This window comes from Vibrio gangliei, assembly GCF_026001925.1.
Lineage (GTDB): Bacteria > Pseudomonadota > Gammaproteobacteria > Enterobacterales > Vibrionaceae > Vibrio > Vibrio gangliei.
Genome location: NZ_AP021869.1, coordinates 2,492,441 through 2,517,615 on the forward strand (window position 1 = coordinate 2,492,441; position 25,175 = coordinate 2,517,615).

Annotated in this window: 22 protein-coding genes, 1 tRNA gene, 1 rRNA gene and 1 pseudogene; 5 read left to right on the plus strand and 20 right to left on the minus strand. The window is 43.5% G+C overall.

Annotation, left to right across the window (positions count from 1 at the left end; genetic code table 11):
* Positions 1-288: 288 nt before the first annotated feature.
* From Vgang_RS11515 to trxA, 9 genes and pseudogenes are all read right to left on the minus strand, one after another.
* Positions 289-364, minus strand: a tRNA-Glu gene (locus Vgang_RS11515).
* Between the two features lie 93 nt (positions 365-457).
* A 16S ribosomal RNA gene (locus tag Vgang_RS11520) occupies positions 458-1,999 on the minus strand.
* 526 nt (positions 2,000-2,525) lie between these two features.
* On the minus strand, positions 2,526-3,242 hold the full coding sequence (gene fre, locus Vgang_RS11525; protein WP_105903692.1) for an NAD(P)H-flavin reductase: 717 nt from the start codon (positions 3,240-3,242) through the stop codon (positions 2,526-2,528).
* A 12-nt stretch (positions 3,243-3,254) separates the two neighbouring features.
* Positions 3,255-3,524, minus strand: a complete 270-nt coding sequence (locus tag Vgang_RS11530) for a 2Fe-2S iron-sulfur cluster-binding protein (protein ID WP_105903691.1) — start codon at positions 3,522-3,524, stop codon at positions 3,255-3,257.
* Positions 3,525-3,986, minus strand: a complete 462-nt coding sequence (locus Vgang_RS17110; RefSeq protein ID WP_406708312.1) for a UbiD family decarboxylase — start codon at positions 3,984-3,986, stop codon at positions 3,525-3,527.
* Positions 3,987-4,012: 26 nt separating this feature from the next.
* Positions 4,013-5,390: pseudogene (gene ubiD, locus Vgang_RS11535) on the minus strand (4-hydroxy-3-polyprenylbenzoate decarboxylase); the annotation flags it as partial.
* A 115-nt stretch (positions 5,391-5,505) separates the two neighbouring features.
* Entirely contained in the window at positions 5,506-6,516 is a 1,011-nt protein-coding gene (locus tag Vgang_RS11540; RefSeq protein WP_105903689.1) for a hypothetical protein, read from the minus strand.
* A 121-nt stretch (positions 6,517-6,637) separates the two neighbouring features.
* A complete protein-coding gene (rho, locus tag Vgang_RS11545; protein WP_105903688.1) occupies positions 6,638-7,897 on the minus strand; it encodes a transcription termination factor Rho in 1,260 nt (419 codons plus the stop codon).
* A gap of 206 nt (positions 7,898-8,103) precedes the next feature.
* Positions 8,104-8,430 carry a thioredoxin TrxA gene (trxA, locus tag Vgang_RS11550; protein ID WP_027695437.1) on the minus strand — a complete coding sequence of 109 codons (327 nt, stop codon included), beginning with the start codon at positions 8,428-8,430 and terminating at the stop codon, positions 8,104-8,106.
* Positions 8,431-8,543: 113 nt separating this feature from the next.
* On the opposite strand from trxA, the gene rhlB reads away from it, so the two are divergent.
* Both rhlB and gppA read left to right on the plus strand, forming a co-directional pair.
* A complete protein-coding gene (gene rhlB / locus Vgang_RS11555; RefSeq protein ID WP_105903687.1) occupies positions 8,544-9,872 on the plus strand; it encodes an ATP-dependent RNA helicase RhlB in 1,329 nt (442 codons plus the stop codon).
* Between the two features lie 18 nt (positions 9,873-9,890).
* Positions 9,891-11,384: a guanosine-5'-triphosphate,3'-diphosphate diphosphatase gene (gene gppA / locus Vgang_RS11560; protein WP_105903686.1), complete on the plus strand. Its 1,494-nt coding sequence runs from the start codon at positions 9,891-9,893 to the stop codon at positions 11,382-11,384.
* 96 nt (positions 11,385-11,480) lie between these two features.
* Here gppA and hemB read toward each other — a convergent pair whose 3' ends face one another.
* A complete protein-coding gene (gene hemB / locus Vgang_RS11565) occupies positions 11,481-12,518 on the minus strand; it encodes a porphobilinogen synthase (RefSeq protein WP_105903685.1) in 1,038 nt (345 codons plus the stop codon).
* A 211-nt stretch (positions 12,519-12,729) separates the two neighbouring features.
* Here hemB and Vgang_RS11570 point away from each other — a divergent pair, with 211 nt between their 5' ends.
* Positions 12,730-13,494: a TatD family hydrolase gene (locus Vgang_RS11570; protein WP_105903684.1), complete on the plus strand. Its 765-nt coding sequence runs from the start codon at positions 12,730-12,732 to the stop codon at positions 13,492-13,494.
* Between the two features lie 87 nt (positions 13,495-13,581).
* On the opposite strand, the gene tatC is transcribed toward Vgang_RS11570, so the two are convergent.
* From tatC to rmuC, 7 genes are all read right to left on the minus strand, one after another.
* Positions 13,582-14,337: a twin-arginine translocase subunit TatC gene (gene tatC, locus Vgang_RS11575; protein ID WP_105903683.1), complete on the minus strand. Its 756-nt coding sequence runs from the start codon at positions 14,335-14,337 to the stop codon at positions 13,582-13,584.
* Between the two features lie 67 nt (positions 14,338-14,404).
* Positions 14,405-14,845, minus strand: a complete 441-nt coding sequence (gene tatB / locus Vgang_RS11580) for a Sec-independent protein translocase protein TatB (protein WP_105903682.1) — start codon at positions 14,843-14,845, stop codon at positions 14,405-14,407.
* 3 nt (positions 14,846-14,848) lie between these two features.
* The gene (gene tatA / locus Vgang_RS11585) at positions 14,849-15,112 is read right to left on the minus strand and encodes a Sec-independent protein translocase subunit TatA (protein ID WP_105903681.1); all 264 of its coding nucleotides are present in this window, start codon (positions 15,110-15,112) and stop codon (positions 14,849-14,851) included.
* Between the two features lie 57 nt (positions 15,113-15,169).
* Positions 15,170-16,813: a ubiquinone biosynthesis regulatory protein kinase UbiB gene (gene ubiB, locus Vgang_RS11590; protein ID WP_105903680.1), complete on the minus strand. Its 1,644-nt coding sequence runs from the start codon at positions 16,811-16,813 to the stop codon at positions 15,170-15,172.
* Entirely contained in the window at positions 16,810-17,415 is a 606-nt protein-coding gene (locus Vgang_RS11595; RefSeq protein WP_105903679.1) for a ubiquinone biosynthesis accessory factor UbiJ, read from the minus strand. Before Vgang_RS11595 ends, ubiB begins: the two co-directional genes overlap by 4 nt.
* Positions 17,416-17,424: 9 nt before the next feature.
* Complete coding sequence (ubiE, locus tag Vgang_RS11600; RefSeq protein ID WP_105903678.1) at positions 17,425-18,207, minus strand: bifunctional demethylmenaquinone methyltransferase/2-methoxy-6-polyprenyl-1,4-benzoquinol methylase UbiE; 783 nt, start codon at positions 18,205-18,207, stop codon at positions 17,425-17,427.
* A gap of 50 nt (positions 18,208-18,257) precedes the next feature.
* Positions 18,258-19,772 (minus strand): DNA recombination protein RmuC, encoded by a 1,515-nt coding sequence (rmuC, locus tag Vgang_RS11605; protein WP_105903677.1) that lies wholly within the window; start codon positions 19,770-19,772, stop codon positions 18,258-18,260.
* A gap of 91 nt (positions 19,773-19,863) precedes the next feature.
* On the opposite strand from rmuC, the gene Vgang_RS11610 reads away from it, so the two are divergent.
* On the plus strand, positions 19,864-20,784 hold the full coding sequence (locus Vgang_RS11610) for a DMT family transporter (RefSeq protein ID WP_105903676.1): 921 nt from the start codon (positions 19,864-19,866) through the stop codon (positions 20,782-20,784).
* On the opposite strand, the gene tsrA is transcribed toward Vgang_RS11610, so the two are convergent.
* Positions 20,785-21,072, minus strand: coding sequence for an H-NS-like global regulator TsrA (gene tsrA, locus Vgang_RS11615; protein WP_105903675.1), 288 nt, complete (start codon positions 21,070-21,072; stop codon positions 20,785-20,787).
* Positions 21,073-21,361: 289 nt separating this feature from the next.
* Here tsrA and Vgang_RS11620 point away from each other — a divergent pair, with 289 nt between their 5' ends.
* Positions 21,362-23,143 carry an aminopeptidase P family protein gene (locus Vgang_RS11620; RefSeq protein WP_105903674.1) on the plus strand — a complete coding sequence of 594 codons (1,782 nt, stop codon included), beginning with the start codon at positions 21,362-21,364 and terminating at the stop codon, positions 23,141-23,143.
* Between the two features lie 98 nt (positions 23,144-23,241).
* Here Vgang_RS11620 and thiH read toward each other — a convergent pair whose 3' ends face one another.
* Together thiH and Vgang_RS11630 are read right to left on the minus strand one after the other, a co-directional pair.
* A complete protein-coding gene (gene thiH, locus Vgang_RS11625; protein WP_105903673.1) occupies positions 23,242-24,354 on the minus strand; it encodes a 2-iminoacetate synthase ThiH in 1,113 nt (370 codons plus the stop codon).
* 5 nt (positions 24,355-24,359) lie between these two features.
* Complete coding sequence (locus Vgang_RS11630; protein ID WP_105903672.1) at positions 24,360-25,175, minus strand: thiazole synthase; 816 nt, start codon at positions 25,173-25,175, stop codon at positions 24,360-24,362.

Sequence of the window (25,175 nt, forward strand, 5' to 3'; positions counted from 1 at the left end):
TCTTATGTATGTTCAACTAAATAAGGTTTTAGTTTTTGATGATTAAGAGGGTTAATCTTAGTCATCGTTGCCGGACTCAATAGAACAAACAATGAATTGTTTGTTTGAATACAAGACACTTGAATGTGTGTTGTGTGTTTATCTTTAAGATAAACATTGAGAACTTTTATTTGATAAAACATAAAATGTTTTATCAGTCAGCTTTCCAAATTGTTAAAGAGCAAAGAGTTTCTAAACAAACAGTTTTCGAAACCATTTTTAAGAATACTTAATAAATATGCTTAAAGATGGTATCCCGTAGGGGAGTCGAACCCCTGTTACCGCCGTGAAAGGGCGGTGTCCTAGGCCTCTAGACGAACGGGACACAGGATTGAAAGCATTGGGATGCTTTCTTATAAACTCTTCTATATAAACCTAATCAATCTGTGTGAACACTCATCAATGCACAATCTTTACGTAAGGAGGTGATCCAGCCCCAGGTTCCCCTAGGGCTACCTTGTTACGACTTCACCCCAGTCATGAACCACAAAGTGGTAAGCGTCCTCCCGAAGGTTAAACTACCTACTTCTTTTGCAGCCCACTCCCATGGTGTGACGGGCGGTGTGTACAAGGCCCGGGAACGTATTCACCGTAGCATTCTGATCTACGATTACTAGCGATTCCGACTTCATGGAGTCGAGTTGCAGACTCCAATCCGGACTACGACGCACTTTTTGGGATTCGCTTACTCTCGCAAGTTCGCTGCCCTCTGTATGCGCCATTGTAGCACGTGTGTAGCCCTACTCGTAAGGGCCATGATGACTTGACGTCGTCCCCACCTTCCTCCGGTTTATCACCGGCAGTCTCCCTGGAGTTCCCACCCGAAGTGCTGGCAAACAAGGATAAGGGTTGCGCTCGTTGCGGGACTTAACCCAACATTTCACAACACGAGCTGACGACAGCCATGCAGCACCTGTCTCAGAGTTCCCGAAGGCACACCTGTATCTCTACTGGCTTCTCTGGATGTCAAGAGTAGGTAAGGTTCTTCGCGTTGCATCGAATTAAACCACATGCTCCACCGCTTGTGCGGGCCCCCGTCAATTCATTTGAGTTTTAATCTTGCGACCGTACTCCCCAGGCGGTCTACTTAACGCGTTAGCTCCGAAAGCCACGGCTCAAGGCCACAACCTCCAAGTAGACATCGTTTACGGCGTGGACTACCAGGGTATCTAATCCTGTTTGCTCCCCACGCTTTCGCATCTGAGTGTCAGTATCTGTCCAGGGGGCCGCCTTCGCCACTGGTATTCCTTCAGATCTCTACGCATTTCACCGCTACACCTGAAATTCTACCCCCCTCTACAGTACTCTAGTTTGCCAGTTTCAAATGACCTTCCGAGGTTGAGCCCCGGGCTTTCACATCTGACTTAACAAACCACCTGCATGCGCTTTACGCCCAGTAATTCCGATTAACGCTCGCACCCTCCGTATTACCGCGGCTGCTGGCACGGAGTTAGCCGGTGCTTCTTCTGTTGCTAACGTCAAACGATAAGAGTATTAATCTTACCGCCTTCCTCACAACTGAAAGTACTTTACAACCCGAAGGCCTTCTTCATACACGCGGCATGGCTGCATCAGGCTTTCGCCCATTGTGCAATATTCCCCACTGCTGCCTCCCGTAGGAGTCTGGGCCGTGTCTCAGTCCCAGTGTGGCTGATCATCCTCTCAGACCAGCTAGGGATCGTCGCCTTGGTGAGCCCTTACCTCACCAACTAGCTAATCCCACATAGGCGTATCCAATAGCGCAAGGCCCGAAGGTCCCCTGCTTTGCTCCGAAGAGGTCATGCGGTATTAGCCATCGTTTCCAATGGTTATCCCCCTCTACTGGGCAACTTCCTATGCATTACTCACCCGTCCGCCGCTCGTCAGCGAGAAAGCAAGCTTTCTCCTGTTACCGCTCGACTTGCATGTGTTAGGCCTGCCGCCAGCGTTCAATCTGAGCCATGATCAAACTCTTCAATTAAAGTTTTGTTGAAGCTAAAAGCTTCGGCTCAATGAATTCTGATATTTAGCATTACTAAGTAATGTTGAATTGACTGTGCTCGATACCGAAGTATCAAATTGGTCACTCAGTTCATTGATAAATCTTTTTTGATTATCATCAACGAGTGCCCACACAGATTGATAGGTTTAAATTGTTAAAGAGCGTTGTTCTTATTGAGATTGCTTAGCGCATCCCGTTGAACAGGGCGGCCATTTTAGCGATTTAAAAGTTCGTGTCAAACACTTTTTAAAACTTTTTTTCATTCACTTTGAAAAGTGAAATCAAACCAGCTCAAGGCTGTTCTCGCAAACCTTTTTGAGAAGGTTTTGACCTCTTAACCGTGCTGCAGCTTGGCTGCGTGCTCCGTGTCAGTGAGGGCGCATTATAGGGAGATCTTTTTGCTTAGCAAGATCTTTTTCCGGTTTTTTTATATTTATTTTTTGTTCGATTAAAAAAGGGGCAAAATGCCCCATTTCTGTATATAAAACCAACAAATCAGTATGATTTACGATATGAAAGCATAAGCATCCGCATACATTCTTTCTCGATTCGCTTGTTTACGATCCGTAAATTGATCTCGAGCAGCGCCTGCCATTTCAAATCGACCAGCAATATAAATGTCAAAATCAGCCAATGAATCGAAATCTTGTTCTATGGCTTGTAATACATTGCCCACTTTTCCTTGCCAGTGCTCTTCATTGTTTTCAATAACAGGAACAAAGTGCACATTGCTATTTTGCTCGGCAATTAATTTAAGCTCATCTAAAGCATAAAGCTGTGAACTATCTTTGGCACCCCAGTATAAATAGATAGCCTGAGACAATTGCTGGCTAATGCAGTGATCAAGAATAGAGCGCACGTAGCTAAACCCTGTTCCACCAGCAATCAGTAACAAAGGATGCTGCTCATCTTCTTGCAGCCATGCATCGCCATGTGGCGCATCTATTTCGATGCAAGTCCCATCCGCAAACGCTTGATTCATGGCTTCAACCACTTCTATCGCATAGGCATTATGTTCTGCCGCGCCGATATGCAGTTCGAGTTCGCCATTATTGCGACACGGGCTACTCGCAATTGAAAATGGACGCTTATCCTTTTCTCCCATCACCACCATTAAATATTGGCCAGCCTTAAAGGCAATTGGCGTTTCCGGATGCAATAAAATTCGAAAGGTATTGCTGGCTAGTGGTTCAATCAATTTTACTTTACATTCAATGGTCATGGTTCCCTCTTGTCACTCTTCCATCGTTAAGATTAAGTGACTTTTTGCGTATGCTTGGCAAGGTAATATCCAACCTTGTTGCTGCTCTTTCGCGGTCAACATAGGTTCAAGTTGATATTCCACTTCCCCTTCTAATTTTCGACACAGGCAAGACATACATCCGCCAATTTTGCAACGATGCGCTAGTGACACACCTTGCTCTAATGCAGCTGATAAAATGGTTTGATGTGAATCGACTTCAAACTCAATATCATCAGGTTTAATAAGCACGTTATAAATCATTTAGGACGGTAAGATATCCAATCGCTCCCAAATGTGATCAATTTTTTCGACCAGCTTAGGATCTTTAACAATCGGATTTCCCCACTCACGCGTCACCTCTTGTGCTAGCTTGTTGGTTGCATCCAGCCCCATAGTCGAACCAAACTCATCATTAAGCATGAGTGTATCTCTTGCTGGATCCATTCGGGTGGTAATCGCCCAAACGATATCGTTCCAATCAGTGATATCGACATCACCATCACAAACGACAATAAACTTCACACACATCTTATCAATTAAGAAGTGTCGAATTTGCTCAATTAAGGTGAACCCTTGCTTTTGATGCTCTTTTTTCATCTTTACCATGAGCATTTGATGAGACTGTTCTTCAATCGGAAAATGCAAAGATTCGATTTCTGGAAACGTTTGTGTAAGTTGTTCAACAGTTTGGAGTGATAAACGCTGGCTCTCAGCTTTTGACATTGTTTTATCTAAATCTCCAATCTCAATTTCAGCCGGCCATTTCTTCGTTATATCTAGCCCCATCTTAGAACCAAGACCAACGACCGGTGACGCGAAATCAAGCGAATCAATCGGAGTGTTTTCTATAAATAGAGTATCTCGCTCTGGTTCCAGATGATTGACCATTGCTTGCGAAACACTTGACCAATCGCGAGCATTGACCTCTTCATCGCATACCAGAACAAACTTGGTATACATAAATTGACGAAGAAATGACCACACACCCATCATTACACGTTTCGCATGGCCAGGATATTGCTTTTTCATGGTCACGACCGCCATTCGATACGAACACCCTTCTGGCGGTAAATAAAAATCGGTAATTTCAGGAAACTGCTTTTGTAAAATCGGCACAAACACTTCATTCAGTGCTACACCTAATACCGCAGGTTCATCCGGTGGACGACCGGTATAGGTGCTGTGATAGATTGGCTGCTCACGCATGGTGATATGTGTGATGGTAAAAACGTGGTGTTTCTCTGGTTCATTATAATAGCCAGTGTGATCGCCATAAGGGCCTTCATCAGCAAATTCTTCGGGATCGATGTAACCTTCGAGTACCAACTCAGCACTAGCTGGCACTTCTAAATCGTTACTGACGGATTTTACGACTTCCGTTTTACTGCCACGTAATAACCCTGCGAAAGCATATTCCGACAAGGTATCTGGAATTGGCGTCACCGCGCCAAGAATGGTGGCGGGATCAGCACCAAAAGCCACCGAAACAGGAAATGGTTGGCCGGGATAGTTTTCCATCCAATCACGAAGATCAAGCGCGCCACCTCGATGTGCTAGCCAACGCATAATAATCTTATTTTTCGCAATTTTTTGTTGGCGATATATACCTAGGTTCTGGCGCTTTTTGTTTGGCCCTTTGGTGATGGTTAAACCCCAAGTTAATAGTGGCGCAACATCATCAGGCCAGCAGCTCATCACAGGTATACGATCTAGATCGACTTCATCACCTTGCCAAACGATTTTCTGACAAGCTGCTGAGCGTAACCTTTTCACTGGCATATTCAGCACTTGCTTAAACAGTGGCAGCTTGCCAAAAGCATCTTTAAACCCTTTTGGCGGCTCAGGCTCTTTAAGAAATGCCAATAGCTTACCCACTTCGCGTAACTCACCAACCTCTTGTCGCCCCATGCCTAGAGCAACACGTTCAGCGGTACCAAATAAATTGGTCAGAACGGGCACATCATAACCAATAGGGTTTTCAAACAATAACGCAGGGCCACCAGCGCGCAACGTGCGGTCACTAATTTCAGTCATTTCAAAATGAGGATCGACAGGGTGGGAAATTCGCTTAAGCAATCCTTTTTTTTCTAAGTGCTCAATGAAATCACGTAAGTCTCTAAAGCTCATAACCATCCTATTGGCTGCCATTTGAAGTGGCCATTATATACACAAGTTTTCCAATATACATGGTGATAGCCATAAAAGTGAAATCATTCTCATTAACTGATTAAATGTTCATCAGTTAAGGTGTGATGATATTCGCTTCAGCTTGGACGGATTTTAATAGATCTTGAGCATGACTAATTTGGCCTTGCTGCAGAAGTGAGATTAGCCAACTATGATGCGCACTATCGGACAATGCACGTGCAACCATCAGACCATCACTGTTTTGCTTAAGCTTCTCAACCAGAAACGTCTCTACCGATTCAGGCATAGGCTGCAATCGAACCAGGCCAGCAATGGCATCCGATTTCAACGCGGGGTTCTTAGTCGCATTCATAAGCTGTTGAATAGAGAATGCATCAGCTTGCTGTACCAATCGACTTACTTCTTTAATGCTGTAGTCATTGACTTTCATCTTCCACAGTAAGTCATACAAACGCGGATCCTCCGTCAGCTGTGCTAACTTAATCACCACTCGTGAGGAAGGCAACCACTTAACCACCCCCGGCCCAACAAGTTGTTCCGCAAGTGAATGTAATGCGCTTGGAGATAAACTTTCCACCTCATTAAGAAATAATTCTTCTCTTTGTTTTTGCTGAAAGGCATCTCCCTGCATCCAAGTGGCTAGCTGTAAATCACCACTTTCTGCTGCAATAATAAAATCGATATTGGTTTGATCTTGCTTCCAGGTACGAATGAGTCGATTAGCAATCAGTGAGGCGTTAAATACGGGGTATTCAGTTGAATAGTCATCGCTAATCTCAACCGCTTGATAAATGGGTTGATGATTTTTTTGGGATTGAATAAAAATCGCCAATCGAGGGGTCAGTACCAATTGCTCATTTTCTATTTTTTTTAATAACAGAAAACGCACCACTTCTTGTTTGGGAAGAGGCATACGTTGCAACGTATCTTGAATCTTGGTTGCATCGTCTTTTACTGCATCTTGGTATAACTGCTCTACTGATATTTGAACTTGTACATCCACCAACCAAGCACTGACATCATCTTGTGTCATTTGAGTTGCCAAGGAAACACGAGTAAATAGTCCAACCAGCAGAAACATAATCGCTAACAATCCTTGTCGCATATTACACTTCCTATTTATGAGGCTATTATATAGTGCAAATTTATTCTGCTTTAGACAATAAAAATCACCGCCCAATGTGAGCGGTGATTCAATTAATTGAACTTATACAACCAATACAGAATTATTGACGGCGCATCGCATCAAAAAATTCATTGTTCGTCTTAGTCATCGCAAGCTTATCGATAAGGAATTCCATCGCATCGATCTCGCCCATTGGGTGAACGATCTTGCGCAGAATCCACATTTTTTGCAATTCATCAGGCTTAGTTAGCAATTCTTCACGACGAGTACCAGAACGGTTAAAGTCAATCGCAGGGAAAACACGTTTTTCGGCAATCTTACGGTTTAAGTGCAGTTCCATGTTACCTGTACCTTTAAACTCTTCGTAGATTACTTCATCCATCTTCGAGCCAGTATCAACCAGCGCTGTCGCGATAATGGTTAAGCTACCGCCTTCTTCAACATTACGCGCCGCACCGAAGAAACGCTTCGGACGATGTAATGCGTTTGCGTCCACACCACCGGTTAGAATTTTACCCGATGAAGGCACAACGGTGTTGTAAGCACGAGCAAGACGAGTAATTGAATCAAGCAGAATAACAACGTCTTTTTTGTGTTCAACCAAACGCTTGGCTTTTTCAATCACCATTTCTGCCACTTGTACGTGACGAGAAGCTGGCTCATCAAACGTCGATGCCACCACTTCACCTTTTACTAGGCGCTGCATTTCGGTTACTTCTTCTGGACGCTCATCAATCAGCAATACCATCAACTCACATTCCGGGTGATTGTAAGCGATACTTTGCGCGATGTTTTGTAGCAACATGGTTTTACCCGCTTTTGGCGGAGCAACAATCAGACCACGCTGACCTTTACCAATAGGAGAAGCTAAATCTAGAACTCGAGCTGTAATGTCTTCGGTTGAGCCATTACCACGCTCCATCACGATGCGATCGTTTGGATGAATCGGAGTTAAGTTTTCGAAAAGAATTTTGTTGCGGGCGTTGTCAGGACGGTCATCATTAACGGTGTTGACTTTAAGTAGAGCAAAATAACGTTCACCGTCTTTTGGTGGTCGAATTTTCCCTGCTACCGAGTCACCTGTACGTAGGTTAAAACGACGAATCTGGCTAGGGGAAACATAAATATCATCAGGGCCGGCTAAATATGAGCTGTCTGATGAACGAAGAAAACCAAAACCGTCTTGTAATATTTCTAATACGCCATCGCCAAAAATATCTTCACCACCTTTCGCGTGCGCTTTTAGGATGGAAAAAATGATATCTTGCTTTCGTAAACGGGCTAAGTTTTCCAAACCTAGGCTTTCACCAAGCGCAACAAGCTCAGATACAGGTCTGTTTTTCAGTTCTGTTAGGTTCATAGTGGTGGATGCTTTTTTTGTCAAAATAGGATTCTGTTGGTTGTTTATGTGAAATGTATGGCCTATAGGAACGGCCAAGAAATGAACACTTGAGTAATTAACGTGCGATAAATTATCACTAAACTTAAGACTAGTCTAGCTTTATAAAAAAACAAAACCGCATATAAACAGGTTATATGCGGTTAAGTTTGTCATCTTATTAGCAATTATAAGTTTGCATCTAAGAACTCTTTCAATTGAGTCTTTGATAATGCGCCAACTTTAGTTGCTGCAACACCGCCGTCTTTAAACAACAATAGTGTTGGGATGCCACGAATGCCAAACTTTGGGGGGGTGCCAGAGTTCTGATCAATATTCAGCTTACCAATTGTCAGCTTACCTTCGTATTCATCAGCAATTTCATCAAGAATTGGGGCAATCATTTTACAAGGACCGCACCACTCTGCCCAGAAATCAACTAAAACTGGACCCGCAGCTTTGATTACATCATTTTCAAAACCTTCATCAGAAAGCTGCATAATCTTGTCACTCATCTTCCACTCCAATGTATATATTTATGATCTGGTTGGATGATAACCAGCAAATAGATTCCCTATTGGAATGGATTTACTTTCGTATTGCAAGCTTAAGCTGATATTCTATAGCAATGAAAAAGACACACATCACAGAGCAAAAGTTCGCCGACTTGGATTTATTACCCCAAGTTATTGAAGGATTGGAAAAAAAAGGGTTCGAGTATTGTACCCCTATCCAAGCCTTGGCGTTGCCGGTCCTGCTCACCGGCCAAGACATTGCAGGCCAGGCCCAAACGGGTACAGGTAAAACCCTCGCGTTTTTAACTGCGACTTTTAACCATTTGCTCAAAACAGCCGAACCAGAAGGCCGAGCAAAAACACAGCCGCGCGCCATTATTATGGCCCCGACTCGCGAATTGGCGATCCAAATTTATAACGATGCGGAAGGTCTCATCGAGAGTACGGGCTTAAAAGCAGCGTTAGCATATGGTGGTGAAAGCTACGACAAGCAATTAAACAAATTGCAAGATGGCGTCGATATTTTGATCGGCACTTGTGGTCGTATTATCGATTTCTACAAGCAAAAGGTCTTTAACCTAAACCACATTCAAGCGGTCGTTTTGGATGAGGCCGATCGCATGTTCGATCTCGGTTTTATTAAAGATATTCGCTTCTTATTCCGTCGCATGCCTCAGCCAAGCGATCGTCTCAATATGCTATTTTCAGCCACTTTATCTTACCGCGTTCAGGAACTCGCGTTTGAACACATGCATAATCCAGAGCATGTTGTGGTTGAAGCAGAACAAAAAACCGGCCATCGCATCGAAGAAGAATTATTCTACCCTTCGAATGAACACAAAATGGCGCTACTACAAACCCTGATTGAAGAAGAATGGCCAGAACGCGCCATCATTTTTGCTAATACTAAACATAAATGCGAAGACGTTTGGGGTAGCCTTGCGGCAGATGGCCATCGTGTCGGCCTACTCACCGGTGACGTTGCGCAGAAAAAACGTGAGCGCATTTTAGAAGAATTTACTCGCGGTGATTTGGATTTCTTAGTTGCCACTGATGTCGCGGCACGCGGTTTACATATTCCTTCAGTAACACACGTGTTTAACTTCGACCTACCTGATGATTGTGAGGACTACGTTCACCGTATTGGTCGAACTGGCCGAGCAGGTGCAAGTGGTAAATCGATCAGCTTTGCTTGTGAGCAATATGCGATCAACCTACCAGCTATTGAAGAGTATATTGAGCACTCGATTCCAATGTCGGAATATGATGCCAGTGCGTTATTGACGGATCTTCCGCCAGCAATACGATTGCAAAAACGCCCGCAAAACAACCGTCGAACCAATACCGGTGGTACGCGTGGCAATTCTCGTAATAATAGTTCGCGGAACAATGGCTCTCGCAATAACTCGCGTCGACCACGCCAAGCACGTAACACTCAATAAGTAAGGAATGATTGGCCTATGAGCTATACAGTCTCTTCTCCTCTTTATGCCGCTATCGATCTCGGCTCCAACAGTTTTCATATGTTGGTCGTGAGACATATTGACGGCAGCGTACAAACCATGGCAAAAATCAAACGTAAAGTACGTTTGGCCAATGGCTTAGATCAGGAAAATCGATTAAGCCAAGAAGCGATGCAAAGAGGTTGGGACTGTTTAAGCTTATTTGCTGAACGCCTGCAAGATATTCCGGCACAGAACATCCGAATTGTCGGAACGGCAGCATTACGTTCAGCCATCAATGTGGATGTGTTTGTCGAAAAGGCCAATCAAATCCTAGGTCACCCGGTAGAAATCATTTCTGGTGAAGAAGAAGCCGCGACGATTTACAAAGGCGTCGCGCACACTTCGGGCGGTCTAGGCCATCGTTTGGTGGTTGATATTGGTGGTGCGAGCACTGAGCTGATTATTGGCCGTGAATTTGAAGCCAAGGCCTTAGTCAGCCTCTCTATGGGCTGTGTCACTTGGCTAGATAATTACTTTCATGACCGCCAACTGACTCGAACTAACTTCGATAACGCTATCTTAGCGGCAAAAGCCACCCTTGAGCCGATTCTTAAACGTTATACAGAATTAGGTTGGGATGTTTGTGTGGGCGCCAGTGGTACGGTACAAGCATTACAAGAAATCATGTTGGCACAAGGCATGGATGAAATCATCACCCTTGCCAAACTCAAGCGTCTACAAAAACAAGCCATGATGGCGACTCACCTAGAAGAGCTTGAAATCGAAGGTCTGACCCTTGAACGTGCATTAGTGTTTCCGAGTGGGTTATCCATTTTGATTGCCATATTTGAAAGCTTGCAAATTGAATCTATGACGCTAGCCGGTGGCGCATTACGCGAAGGGCTCGCCTATGAAATGATTGGGGAGATGCGTCAATCCGATATACGCCAGCGCACCATCTCAAGTGTGCAGCAACGCTATCAAGTGGACAGTCAATACGGCGCACAAGTGGCCAATGTTGCGATGCAATTACTGCAACAATGTGGCCACCAGCAGTGGATCCCTGAAAGCCAAGCCGAGTTTTTGCTCCAATCGGCCGCCGAGCTACATGAAATTGGTCTGAGTATTGATTTCAAAAAAGGCGGCGATCACGGAGCGTATTTATTACAGCACTTGGACTTGCCAGGCTTTACTCGTGCGCAAAAACATTTTCTGGCTGAAATGGTACGTCGCTATCGTGAGCAATTATCGTCTTTACCTGAGCAGCATGCCTTATCAGGACAAAGCAGTAAGCGCCTACTTCGCCTGTTGCGCTTAGCTGTACTACTCACACATCGTCGTAGCGCCGATTTACAACCAGAATTTGAATTGATTGCTGAAGGCGATCATCTCACTTTAAAAATGGATCCAGAGTGGCTTAAAACCAACCCTCTAACGCAAGCCGAACTTGAAATTGAGGTGAACCGTCAATCAGATATTGGTTGGCCATTAACCCTCACCGATTTGTAAAACGCCCTTCAACACAGGGCATCCTATAAAACTAAAAAGGGCGAGAATAATCATATTCACGCCCTTGTTGTTTCTAGTTGCAGATTTTTTGAAAAATTAATCTTCGACCTTATCCGCTGAGATATTATCTTGCGCAAGCCACTCTGCAACATCTTTAGCAAAGTAAGTCAAAATGCCATCCGCTCCCGCGCGCTTAAAGCACAGCAAGGATTCCATGACAGTCTCTTTTTCTTTTAACCAACCATTTTGAATTGCCGCTTTATGCATCGCATATTCGCCAGACACTTGATAAGCGAAAGTCGGAACTTGCAGTTCAGTCTTCACGCGGCGTACCACATCCAGATAAGGCATACCCGGTTTAACCATCACCATATCCGCCCCTTCATTGATGTCCATCGCTACTTCATGAATGGCTTCATCACTGTTGGCCGGATCCATTTGATAGTTCTTCTTATCCGCGCCTTTTAAATTAGAGCTAGATCCGACCGCATCGCGGAATGGACCATAATAGTTCGACGCATATTTCGCAGAATAAGCCATGATTTGCGTATGAATATGACCGGCTTTTTCTAACGCTTCACGAATTTTACCAATACGCCCATCCATCATGTCCGATGGTGCGACCACATCAGCACCCGCCGCCGCATGTGACAGAGCTTGCTTAACAAGCACCTCGGTCGTTTCTTCATTAAGCACATAGCCATCTTTATCAATAATCCCGTCTTGACCATGAGTGGTGTACGGGTCTAACGCCACATCCGTGATCACGCCCATTGCAGGCACGTGCTCTTTTAATGCGCGTACCGCACGTTGTACTAGGCCCTCAGGGTTATACGCTTCTGAGGCACACAGTGATTTTACATCTTGATTTACCACTGGAAATAAAGCGATAGCTGGTACGCCCAACTTGGCAAGATAATCTGCCTCTTCAAGTAGCAAGTCTATCGATAAGCGTTCAACACCTGGCATAGATTCAACCGCTTCACGACGATTTTTCCCCATCAGAACAAACATTGGGTAAATCAAATCATTCACTGAGACGGAATTCTCTGCCACTAAACGACGACTGAAATCATGCTTACGAATACGGCGCAAACGACGACCAGGAAATTGACCTTGAATAGATACCGACACCTTGACTCTCCTTTTGGCAAGTTCTCTTTATTGCTACCTATCATATCACTGTCGCTACAGCATGAAAGTAACAATCCTTAGGCAAGCGATAAATTCATGCCATGATCTTCCCTGCTGAGTCATTTATACTTAGTAATAATTAGCTTCGTATATGCACTGCGAAGCATAATCACGAACCGGACGCCATACATTCATCAACACTGGATTTTTCATGATAGACAGTCACGCTCACATTTATGCCGAAGAATTTGAACACGACCGCGACGAGGTGGTACAACGCGCTCAAGAGGTGGGTATTTCAAAGATCTTATTGCCCAATATTGACTTGAATTCGATTGAACCCATGTTGGCGACAGAAGCGCGCTATCCCGATGTTTGCCATTCGATGATGGGTCTACATCCTTGCTATGTGAATGCCGACATAGAACAAGACTTAGCCACGATAAAATCTTGGTTTAGCCAACATAATTTTATCGCCGTTGGTGAAATCGGTATTGATTTGTATTGGGATAAAACCTACCAATCCGAGCAAGAGTATGCCTTTCGTACCCAACTTCAATGGGCCAAAGAGTTCAATTTACCCGTGGTCATTCATACTCGCGACTCCATTGAGCAAACGCTCGATATTTTATCGCAAGAGCAAGATGGCTCGTTAACCGGCGTCTTCCACTGTTTTGGTGGCACCGTTGAAGAAGCAAAAGCAATTAACCAGCTTGGCTTCCATTTAGGCATTGGAGGAGTATCGACTTTCAAAAATGGCGGCATGGATAAAGTTATTCCAGAGCTGGATTTGAATTATGTGATTCTTGAAACTGATTGCCCTTATCTGGCCCCAACACCTCACCGAGGCAAACGAAATGAGCCTTCTTTTATGCAACTGGTCGCACAGAAGATTGCCGACTTAAAAGAAGTGCCTCTATCCACTATCACCGAGCTTACAGACCATAATACCAAAGCATTATTCCGTTTAGCTTAAACATCTAAACCGCTTGGTTTCACATGAAACAAAAACGCCGCCTTAAATCGATTAAGGCGGCGTTTTATATAAAAAATGTGTGAGGAATTACGCTTGCTCGTGGTCTTGCTCTTCTTCTTCCCCTCGTTTGGTATAAAAACGTGAGAAGAACAAACCAATCTCAAACAAAATACACATAGGCACAGCCAGTAAAGTTTGCGATACCATATCCGGCGGGGTTAATAACATCCCCACCACAAATGCAATCACAATTATATAAGGGCGCTTTTGAGCTAAAGACTTCGCATCAGTGGCACCCGTCCAACATAGCAATATGATCGCCACGGGCACTTCAAACGCGATACCAAATGCCATAAACAGCGACAATACAAAATCGAGGTAGCTGGAAATATCGGTTGCAAACTGCACCCCACCAAGTGAGATTGCGGTGAAGAAACCAAAAATAAGTGGGAAAACCACAAAATAGGCAAACGCCACACCACAATAAAACAACAATGAACTTGAAAAAAGTAAAGGTGCAATTAAACGGCGTTCATGCTTATACAAACCCGGCGCAACAAAAGCCCAAATTTGATACAGAACTAATGGCACCGCAACAAACACCGAAGCCACTAAAGTGAGTTTTAATGGGGTAAAGAAAGGTGAAGCGACATCCGTTGCAATCATACTCGCGCCTTCAGGCAAACGATCGATTAATGGCGCAGACACAAATTCGTAGATATCACTGGAAAACCAAACTAAGCAGACAAAAACCACTAAAACCGACACAATCGCTTTTAAGATTCGATTTCGCAACTCAATAAGATGGCTGATAAGTGGTTGAGTTTCTTCTTGGGTGGACATGGAAACCTCTTGGTCACACAAGGCTCATTAACCACTTTCGTTGCTAATGAGCCATCAATAACAGGAGCTAGGCTTTATTATCGGTTGATGATTGTGCCGGCTGCGACTCCGAATCATCTTTCATGATGTGGTTTTCATCGGGTAAGAGTTCGTCTTGAGTTGTCGCAGAAGGCGCTTGCTCATCACTATCCGCCGATGAACTGGAAGAGGTTTCTTTCGCATAGGGACGCTGTACATCTTGCGCCGCTTTTTTCAGCTCTTCGATTGAAGATTGCAATTCTGGAGACAAATCTTTCATCCCCATTTGTTCTGCTTTACGCAAATTATCTTGCAGTTCTTGAATCTTAAGCTCTTGCGATAATTCTTCTTTGACATTATTTGCCATCGTTTTCGCTGTGCGCACAAACTTACTCACGCTACGAATCGCGACCGGCAAACGCTCTGGCCCAAGAACCACCAGCGCCACGACCGATATTAATACCAGCTCCCAAAAACCGATATCAAACACCGATTAGCCCTGCTCTTTTTCTTTTTTCGCGTCAGTTTCTACGCTTGAGTCAACTTTGTTTTGATCAATCGATTTTGCTTCAAAATCGGCATCTTTCGCTGCTGTTTTTTGTGCTGCATCTTTTTTATCACCATCATTCATGGCTTCTTTAAAGCCTTTTACTGCAGAGCCTAGATCGCCACCAATACCACGTAATTTTTTAGTACCAAATAACAATACAACGATAACTGCGATGATCAAAAGTTGCCAAATACTGATTCCGCCCATTTGTTTTACCTCGGGTCAAATAAAAAGAAACACATCATAATGTGCAAAGTTTACGATTTAATTACGGTAAGCTCGCCAACTTGCTAACCAAAAAATGGCGCCAGTCACAGCAAACCCACCAGATAACGGGTGATGCCAATCGGTCGTACTCAATTGTAATATCGCTGAGCATACGATTAATGTTGCGCCAATGCCAAATAAAAACTTACCGGTTGTCTGTTTTCGTTTGCTTGCCGAATATAGGGCAAAGTAACGTGCTACATTTTGATCTAAGTCACGACCTCGCTTCAAAGTCTCATACAGTAACTCAGGTAGCTCAGGGAGCTTTTCCGCCCACAACGGCGCTTTATCTTTCACTGCATTCAATACTGCTTTGGGGCCAACCTGCTCCATCATCCAATTTTCTAAAAACGGCTTGGCGGTTTGCCATAAATCCAATTGAGGATACAACTGACGACCGAGCCCTTCGATATACAACAATGTCTTCTGCAACAGAACCAGCTGAGGCTGAACTTCCATATTAAAACGACGTGCGGTATTGAATAAGTTTAGCAGCACATGACCAAAGGAGATTTCACACAAAGGCTTGGCAAAAATCGGCTCACATACTGTGCGAATCGCCGCTTCAAAATCAATAATATTGGTGTCTGCGGGTACCCAACCAGAATCAACATGCAATTCAGCCACACGACGATAATCACGATTAAAAAAGGCTAAGAAATTCTCGGCTAAATAGCGTTTATCTTCGCTATTTAAGGTCCCAACGATACCGCAGTCTAAACCAATCCATAGTGGGTCTTCAGGTGTATCCCAAGAAACAAACACGTTACCAGGATGCATATCTGCATGGAAAAAACTGTCTCGAAATACTTGAGTAAAGAAAACACTGACACCTTTCTCCGCTAAGCGTTTCATATTGGTGCCATTTTTCGCTAATGCTTCAAGATCAGAGACTTGGATACCATAAATACGCTCCGACACCATGAGGTGCTCTGAACAAAAATCCATGTACACATCTGGAACATATAAGTCTTTACTGTCGATAAAATTACGACGCAATTGCAGCGCATTCGCCGCCTCCATGCGTAAATCCAATTCGCTTAATAAGGTGCGCTCGTATTCTTTTACCACTTCTACTGGCTTTAACCTACGAGCATCAGGCATAAAACGTGCCACAATATGAGCAAGGCGATACATCAGCCTCAAATCCGCCTCTATTATAGGGCGGATATCAGGACGAATAACTTTAAGAACGACCTCCTGGCCAGTCGATTTAATTTTTGCGGTATGCACTTGAGCAATGGAAGCCGAAGCGAGAGGATCGATATCAAATTCATCAAACCATTGTTCTATCGGCCCACCTAAAGATTTTTCGATTTGTTTTTGAGCACGCGCACCATCAAAAGGCAGGACTTTATCTTGTAATAAGGCAAGAGGATCGGCGATATAGTCAGGAAACAAATCACGGCGAGTTGACATCATTTGCCCAAACTTAATCCAAACGGGACCAAGTTCTTGTAATGCTAAACGTAATCGTTCACCAACCGGTTTATCCTGGTGCTTTTTACGAATCCAAAATAAACTTTTTACCCCTATACGTGGAAGTTTCGTTAGTTGGTGGTGGGGTAATAATTCTTCTAACCCGTATTCTAGTTGGATTTGAATAATTCGATATAAACGCTTCAACTCACGAAATGTCATGCTTTCTCCATTAAGCGTGCAATACGTTGCTCCAACACACCAGCCTTACCAGAAACCTCATCCACTTGGTCACAAAAATGGGCTATTTCAAGCGGATTAGGGGCAACTTTCCATTCTTCTATCAGTACCGTCGACAATTTTCTCTGTTGTCGTTCAGCACTGGATTTTAGCCATTTCATCTGCCCTTTTACGCCTTGGACGACGGTATGAGCAAGCACGTCTCCGATCAGGCGAGAAAGCCACTCTTCCGGATCTGGCTTGATAGCGGTCATGAGTTGCGAAAACTTTTGTGCCAATTGAATATCACCATCCAAAACCAGCTTATCTTGTTTGATTAATTTGGTGATGTTGGCATGGTCTTTAAGTTCAGGCAAAACAGAAAGCTTAAGGCTTAAATAGCAATCTGGCTCAGCCTCATAATGACTGAGCACATCAATTTGGTGACTAAACACAAACACGAGACGACGGTCGAACTCTTGTATGTGCACAACAATGACTTTGCCCTTTAGGCGAGCGACTTGCTGTTGATGGGTCGGAGAGTCTGCAATCAAACGATTTAATGTGGTTTCAATCGCTCCTGTTACCAATGGCTCAAATGGCATACGACGTCCTTAAAACTTATATCCACGGTGCAGCGCAACAATGCCACCAGTTAAGTCAAAGTATTTCGTTTGCTCAAAGCCAGCCTCTTCCATCATAGCCTTCAATGTCTCTTGATCGGGATGCATGCGGATAGACTCGGCAAGATAACGGTAACTATCGGCATCATTCGCCACCAATTCACCAATACGCGGCAATAAATGGAAAGAATACGCATCATAAATTTTCGATAATGCTTCAAATTTTGGCTTAGAAAACTCAAGCACCAATAAACGACCGCCAGGCTTCAACACACGAAACATTGAACGTAAGGCTTTGTCTTTATCCGTTACATTACGCAGGCCAAAACTGATGGTAATGCAGTCAAAATAATCATCTGGGAACGGTAATTCTTCCGCATTCGCTTGTACATAATGCACGTTACCCACGATACCGATATCACGTAGCTTATCGCGCCCCACTTTAAGCATTGAGTTATTGATATCAGCGAGAATCACTTCACCTGAATCACCAACAATGCGAGAAAATTTTGCTGTTAAGTCACCAGTACCACCAGCTAAATCCAATACTTTTTGACCAGGACGAACACCACTGCAATCAATAGTAAAGCGCTTCCATAAACGATGAATTCCGCCTGACATCAAGTCATTCATGATGTCGTATTTAGCGGCAACGGAATGAAACACTTCAGCGACTTTTTCAACTTTCTGCTCTTTTGCCACGGTTGAAAACCCAAAATGGGTCGTTTCATCTTGTGATTTAGAGTGGTCTGCTTGTATTTGCTTATCCGTCATCTTTTCCATTACTCCGACTTGGGCACAGATGTGAGCTCATTTAAATTGGGTTAGTTTACTTTATCCTCAACCGCTTGTCTGTGGTTGTCGAGGTCATTTTGTGCAATTTCAGTGATTTCTTGGCTGATGCCTTTTTTTACTTCCACCCCAAGCGATTTAAAACTTTCCGCCTGACGGATCAGGTTGCCTCGTCCAGTGCTGAGTTTATTCATCGCGCCTTGGTAGCTCGTTTGCGCTCTTGTTAAGGCTTGCCCCACATTTTCCATATCATCAACAAATAAACGCATTTTGTCATACAGCTTACTGGCCTTCTCCGCGATCATTTTGGCGTTTTGGTTTTGTCTCTCGTTACGCCATAAATTATTAATGGTTCGCAAAGCCACCAGCAATGTCGTTGGGCTGACGACGATAATATTCTGTTCCATCGCATCTCGAATTAGGCTCGGATCGCGTTCAATGGCCAATTGAAAAGCGGGTTCGATAGGAATAAACATCAACACATAATCAAGCGAAGTGATGCCTTTTAAACGATGGTAATCTTTCTGGCTTAATTGCTTAATATGACTTCGAATTGAAACCAAATGCTCGTTTAACGCTTTTTCTCTCTGGCTATCATTCTCGGCATTAAAGTAACGCTCAAATGCGACTAAAGTCATTTTCGAATCGACAACCACTTGTTTATTCTCTGGTAAATTGACGATCACATCAGGCTGATAACGTTTACCCGTATCATGATTTAGGCTCACTTGTGTTTGGTATTCATAGCCTTCACGCAGACCGGAATCTTGCAGCACTTTGGCTAATACCACTTCCCCCCAGTTGCCTTGTTGCTTATTGTCGCCTTTTAGCGCTTGGGTTAGGTTCACGGCATCTTGCGCCATTTGTTCATTGAGCTTTTGCAGCTGCTTAATTTCGTGCACCAAAGTATGGCGCTCTTTTGATTCAGCATGGTAGCTGTCGGTCACTTGCTTTTTAAAACCATTGAGCTGCTCTTTTAGCGGGTTAAGCAGATGCTCCAAGCTTTGTTTGTTTTGCTCATCGACACTCTTGACCTTGGTTTCAAATAATTGATTCGCCAAACGTTCAAACTCCGCCTTGAGCCTCTGCTCTGCTTGTTCGAGTATGGCTAGCTTTTCCTGATTGGCTTGACGTTGCTGCTCGTGCATTGCATGTTGTTCACGCATTTGCGCTTTTAACTCATGATTCTCAGTAGTGAGTTTCTCATAACGTGTTTTTAATTGGCCATATTCAGTTTGAATTTGATCGAGATATTTCAACCGTTCATTCGCCGCCATTAACTGCCCATAATGGCTGCGAGCTTCATATTCAGATTTATCACGTTCAATATCCAACTCATCCAACTCTTGCTGTAATTGTTGGGCTTTGTCTTGTAACGATTGGATTGTAGCGGCTTGGTGGGTTTGCTCTGCTAATTGGCTCTGTTTTAGCAATTCGATTTGATGTCGATAACGGTTACTTAGCCATAATTGTGCTCCGATCATCAACACAATGATCGTCATTAGCATTAATACAACCAAATCGCTATGATGGTTTATCCACTGCATACATACCCTTTATTTGTTTGCTTTCATTGTTCAAATCATATTGGATACTGGATGAATGTCCAGTCTATAGATAACAAAGGATGTTATGAGAATGAATTCCGAATCGCATTCTGAACGTAGCGCATTGTTATTTGGCTTAGCTGCAGTCTTACTATGGTCAACCGTCGCTACCGCATTTAAATTAACCTTACAGCAGTTTTCGCCCATTCAAATGCTGTTCGTGGCAAGTCTCGTTTCTGTTGTCGTACTTTTCATCGTATGTGCTATCCGAGGCTCACTCAGTCAAATTACTTCCACCTTTTTCAGTAACCCTTTGTATTTTATTCTGCTTGGTTTGATCAACCCGCTTGGCTATTACCTGATCTTATTCAAGGCCTATGATTTATTGCCGGCTTCTCAAGCTCAGCCGTTAAATTACAGTTGGGCGATCACACTTGCCCTGATGGCCGCTGTTTTTCTTGGGCAAAAAATTCGCCCTCAAGATTGGTTTGCATGCTTACTTGGTTATCTTGGCGTCTTAGTCATTGCCACTAAAGGTGATTTATTCGCTTTATCTTTTGATAGCCCGCTTGGGGTTGGGCTCGCCTTATTATCAACTTTACTCTGGGCGGGCTATTGGATTTTAAATGCCAAAAATAAGGCTGATCCAATCATAGTCGTTTTACTCGGCTTTTTAGTGTCGCTACCATTTTCGGCCACGTTAGCTTGGTATGAAGGATTATCTTGGGCTGGGGTTGATATTCATGGTTGGTTAGCGGTCAGCTATGTGGGTATTTTTGAAATGGGTATTACGTTTGTATTGTGGCTAACCGCCCTCAAAAAGACGAGTAATACCGCGAGAGTGAGTAACTTAATCTTTCTCTCTCCCTTTATTTCACTCATCTTATTGTCGCAAATTATTGGTGAGACGATTTATATCTCAACCATTATTGGTTTGCTATTAATCTTGGGTGGATTAGCCGTGCAGCAGTTAAAATTTAAAACATCGTCCGTGCGAACAAATACAAATTAATTATTTTTTATTTTCGATATAACGTTGTAAATCCTCGGCTGAAAGTCCTTGTGCTTTTAATTTTTCAGCCAAAATTTGCACCTGCTCTGATTTGCGTGAATCTGCAATCACTTGAAATTGATAAATCAGATCTCGTAATAGTTCGAGCGGTACTTGTTTCGCAGCACTGCGGATACGTTCTTGACTTTGGTTGCCAAGTTCGGTCAGCAATTTTCCATACATGACTTTCTCTGGGCTTTCGTCCAGTTGCTCTAAAATTCGAGCCATTTCATAAGTAGTCAATGACATAAATAAATATAGGTTCCAATTATTTTTAATAACGAGTAGTTGAGAATATTCACTACCGGAAATGAGTGATAAATATACGCCTGAAATCCAATTTATAAAACCAAAATTCACATTTAATGGATTTTATCTTCGCGTATCCCCACCACAAACAAAAGTTTCACGTGAAACCTGTTTATTGTCTTTTTACTCCTATCGAATTACAACCCGGCTTTCGAGTGATATTATCTACTCAATTCTCGACATTAGGACATGCCTGATCAGTACGAGTATATCAATAAGGATGATTCAGATGCAGAAAGACATTTCACAACGCGTGCAACAGATTCGCGACTGGTTGGTACAACACAATTGCGATGCTTTTATTATTCCTCATGAAGATGAATTTCTTGGTGAGTACATCCCAGAACACAATGAACGCCTAGCTTGGGTAACAGGTTTTGCCGGATCTGCGGGGGCTGCTGTTATTACGAAAGATCAAGCGGCCATGTTTGTCGATGGGCGCTACACGGTACAAGTGACGAAACAAGTCCCAAGTGAGATTTTTAGCTACCATCATCTCATTCAAGAACCGCCGCTTGAATGGATTCGAAAGAATTTATCAGTAGGTAGTCAATTAGCCATTGATACACGCATGCATTCAGCCACATGGTTTGAGTCAGCACAACAAAAATTGGCTGGTTTGATCACGATCGCGACGATCGAAGAGAATCCAATTGATCAACTATGGCAATATCGTCCACAAACCGTTGAGTCACCCATTCGTTTAATGCCGCTTGAAGTCGTTGGTCAATCTTCTCAAGACAAACGTGCTGAAATTGCAGCATTAATTCGTGAAAAAAATGCAGATGCAGCCTTGCTAACGCAAATCGATTCTATCTGTTGGTTGCTCAATATGCGTGGTTTAGATGTACCTCGCCTGCCTGCTGTTCTTTGCCATGCTATTTTACACCAAGATGCTAGTGTTGATCTCTTCTTGAATCCAAATCGAATTCCGAGCGATTTTGAGCAGCATGTCGGTACCGATGTACGTGTGCAAGATAGTCAGTTACTCGCACAGGCGTTACAGTCATTACACTGCAAAAAAGTATTGGTCGATCCTAATTCGAGTAATGCTTGGTTTAGCCAAAAATTAAATGAAGCTGGTGCCGCGATTATCGCAACTAGTGATCCCTGCCTATTACCAAAGGCAGCCAAAAACTCGGTAGAGGCACAAGGAATGATCAACTGTCATGTTCGAGATGGTGCTGCGATGGCGAAATTTTTGTGCTGGATCGATGAAGAAGTGGCAGCTGGCCGCTTGCATGATGAAGATGTACTTGCTTCTACTCTGCATGATTTCCGCAAAGAAGATCCTAGTTTAGCGGATCTGAGCTTTGATACTATTTCTGCGGCAGGTAGCAACGCAGCAATGTGTCACTATAATCATGCTGACCAAGCCGAGTTCGGTCGATTACAACTCAATACTTTGTATCTTGTTGATTCAGGTGGTCAGTATTTAGATGGTACAACCGATATAACTCGTACTGTTGCAATTGGCGAACCTAGCGCCTTTATGAAAAAGCAATTTACTCTGGTGTTAAAAGGCCATATCGCTCTTGCCAACGCCCGATTCCCAACAGGCACAACCGGTAGTCAGCTTGATGTTTTGGCACGTCAATACCTGTGGGCTGAAGGCTATAATTATGACCATGGTACAGGTCATGGTGTTGGACACTTCCTCAGTGTTCATGAAGGTCCACAAAGAATTTCACCAGCATACAATGGTGTGGCACTACAACCTGGTATGGTTCTGTCCAATGAACCAGGTTATTATCGTGCCAATGAATTTGGTATTCGTATCGAAAACTTGGAGCTGGTCACTGAAAAATCGACTCAAGGTGATTTCCCTGTCCTTAGTTTTGAATCGTTAACCCGCTGTCCAATCGATGTTCGTGCGGTTGATACTGCCTTATTAACCGAACCAGAAAAACAGTGGCTCAATGATTATCATCAAAAGGTTTGGAACGATATCAGCCCATTAGTGGAAGGTAATGTTCGAGCTTGGCTTCAACAAGCAACTCAAGCCATATAGTAAGTGCATACCAGCTAAGAACTAACAGAAAAGCCCGCCCAATTTCTTGAGCGGGCTTTGTTTTACCCATGTGTTTCACGTGAAACACAGAACATATATTATCCCGAATAGACAGAATTCCAGTCAGTCCAAACCGGCTCATACCCTTTTTGCTTTAATGCCTGCTCAACTTGAATTACGCTGCGATCATCACTAATTTCAAACTGCTCCAATTCCACCTCATCGTTGGCATAGCCCCCAGGCTGTGTTTTTGAAGCGGCAGAAATATGTGTGATTCCCAGCGGCAGTAAGTTATCGCGAAAACTCGCTTGTTCACGCGTTGATAATGACAGCTCAACTTCAGGGCTGAGTAAACGAAAAGCACAAATCAACTGTACCAATTGTTTATCTGTCATGACGGATTTAGGCTGCAATGAACCGGCACAAGGACGCAATCGTGGAAATGAAATGGAGTATCGCGTTTGCCAATATTGTCTTTCTAAATACTTCAAATGTACTGCACTAAAAAAACAATCCGTTCGCCAATCTTCTAACCCAATTAATGCCCCTATTCCTATCTTATCAATCCCAGCACTGGCAATGCGATCTGGCGTTTCTAATCGATAGTAAAAGTCTTGCTTATTACCTCGTAAATGATGCTTCGCATAAGTACTTGGATGATAAGTTTCTTGATACACCATCACCGCATCTAAACCTAAGGTTTTAAGTTCTGCGTAATCTTGCTGATCAAGTGGCTGTACTTCCATCGCTAAATAAGAAAATTTGGATTTAATAGCAGGAAGCATTTGGCGAAAATAATTCATGCCAACTTTGGTTTCATGCTCACCCGTCACTAATAGCACGCTGTCAAATTTCATTGCCTTAATCGCTTGTACTTCAGCTTCAATTTCTTCCAAATTCAAAGTACGACGTTTGATTTTATTTTCCATAGAAAAACCGCAATATGTACAAGCATTGGCACACAGGTTGGATAAATATAATGGTATGTATAATCCAATATTGTGTCCGAACCGTTGCCTAGTTAAGGCGTATGATTTTTGTGCCATCACTTCGAGATAGCTTTCGGCGGCGGGTGAAATGAGCGCTTTAAAATCGTCTAAATCTATGCGCTCTTTCCCTAACGCACGCTCCACATCTTGGGCATTTTTACTCTGTATGGATAAGCCAATATCATCCCAATTTAATGAGTCAAATACTTGTCTAAATGTCATTGCACTTACTCCAGAAATGAAGTGAGTGGACTGGATGCATTCGCTTGTACAGAACGCGGCCCTAAGCCGGCTATAAACGCGCTTCGCCCTGCCTCAACCGCTTGTTTAAATGCAGTCGCCATTTGTACTGGATGTGGAGAAGATGCCATCGCAGTATTAACTAATACCGCATCAGCGCCTAACTCCATGGCATAAGCCGCATGAGATGGCGCACCAATACCAGCATCAATAACAACAGGTACCTTAGCTTGTTCGATTATGATTTTAAGAAAGTCTTCAGACACTAACCCTTTATTTGAACCGATTGGGGCTCCGAGCGGCATGACAGCAGCACAACCAACATCCTCCAAACGTTTACACAATACAGGATCAGCATGACAATAAGGCAAAACGGTAAAGCCTAATTCAACCAATTGCTCTGCTGCTTTTAAGGTTTCGATCGGGTCTGGCATCAAATATTTAGGATCGGGATGAATTTCAAGTTTCACCCATGAGGTATCGAGGACTTCACGCGCTAACTGCGCAGCGAAAACCGCTTCTTTGGCTGTTTTTGCACCAGAGGTATTAGGCAGTAATTGGATATTAGATTGCTGCAATGGGCGTAAGATATCATCGCTTTGTTGCTGTAAATCAATCCGTTTAAGCGCCAGTGTCGTCAACTGCGAACCCGATGCACTCAAAGATTCAAGCATGAGTTTTGAGTTGGCGAACTTCCCGGTCCCCGTAAATAGTCGTGATTGAAAGCAAGTGTTGCCAATAAGCAATGTATCATTAAGAGCCAGCGCATCATTAAGAACCTGTGTATCATTCAATTCAGACAT